We start from the raw sequence: 1251 nt of genomic DNA, 5'->3' as shown, positions 1-1251 counted from the left end.
TGAACTGGCCTAATGATCCCGGACACCTCTTAAGGGCGATATGATTCGCCCAATCAGGAGGTTCCATGCAAGAACGAAAGACCTATACCCGTGAGTTCAAGCAACGTGCTGCAAGCATGGTTCTTGATGATAACTGCTCGATTCCTGACGTCTGCGCATCAATGGACGTCGGCCCTACGGCGCTGCGCCGTTGGGTGGATCAGGTACGTAAAGAGCGCCAGAAAGGCCAGCCAGTGGCAGGCACCAAGGCAATCAGCGACGAACAGCGAGAGCTCCAACAACTGCGAGCCAAGGTCAAGCGACTGGAGACCGAGGCTGAAATCTTAAAAAAGGCTACGGCTCTCTTGATGTCGGATCCCGATCGTTTTTCCTGATTGAGGAACTGAGAGAGTCGGGCTCGTATCCGACCAGCCTGCTTTGCGACGCCCTGGGCGTTTCCCGCAGTGCGTTTTATGACTGGCTTCGCCGCCGTTCAGCGCCGAATACCAAGCGTGACGCGCTCAGAGCGAAAGTCGTGCAATTGCACGTTGAAAGCCGGGGAAGCGTGGGCGCGCGGATGATCTCTCAGTACTTGAAAGCTCAACAACTCAAGGTGGGGCGGTATCTGGCCGGACGGCTCATGGCGGAGGCAAACCTGGCCAGCAGGCAGCGCCGTCGTCATCAGTATCGCTCCAGGGGCGTCGAGGCATTTGTGGCCAAGAACTTGCTCGACCGTAACTTCGAGCCAACGGCAATCAACCAAGTCTGGTGCGGCGACGTTACCAGCCTGATGGTCGGTAAGCGGTGGTATCACTTGGCAGTGGTCATTGATCTGTTCGCCCGCCGAATTGTTGGTTGGGCGTTTTCTCTGATCAATGACGCCAACCTGGTTAGCAAGGCGCTGAGAATGGCGGTGGAGATTAGAGGAAAACATGCAGGCTTGATGTTTCATTCAGACCAAGGCTGCCAATACACCAGCCAACGCTTCCAATCCGAGCTGCTTGAGCACGAAATAACGCAAAGTATGAGCCGCAGAGGGCAATGCTGGGACAACGCGCCAACAGAGCGCTTCTTTGGGACGCTCAAGTCGGAGTGGGTGCCCGCCAAGGGCTACGCGGCAATTGAAGAAGCCAGGCAGGATATGACCAGCTTCTTCATGAGATACAACCGAATCAGGCTCCACAGCTATAACAACTACCTGTCGCCAATAGCAATGGAGCAGCAGGCAGCTTGATCACCGTAATCGGTGTCCGGCAAAACTTGACCAGAACA

The 1251-nt window shown here is 55.6% G+C and carries 2 protein-coding genes; both read left to right on the top strand.

Going from position 1 to position 1251, the window contains the following annotated elements:
• The first annotated feature begins 65 nt into the window (after positions 1 to 65).
• Positions 66 to 374: a transposase gene (locus AK81_RS30570; RefSeq protein WP_043204404.1), complete on the top strand. Its 309-nt coding sequence runs from the start codon at positions 66 to 68 to the stop codon at positions 372 to 374.
• Positions 371 to 1213, top strand: a complete 843-nt coding sequence (locus tag AK81_RS27555) for an IS3 family transposase (protein WP_043204403.1) — start codon at positions 371 to 373, stop codon at positions 1211 to 1213. Before AK81_RS30570 ends, AK81_RS27555 begins: the two co-directional genes overlap by 4 nt.
• Positions 1214 to 1251 lie beyond the last annotated feature (38 nt).

Origin of the sequence: Pseudomonas putida W15Oct28 (assembly GCF_000708715.2) — a bacterium.
GTDB classification, from domain to species: Bacteria; Pseudomonadota; Gammaproteobacteria; order Pseudomonadales; family Pseudomonadaceae; genus Aquipseudomonas; species Aquipseudomonas putida_R.
The sequence above is the reverse complement of the archived record's forward strand: the minus strand, read 5'-3'. Positions and strand labels throughout refer to the sequence as shown.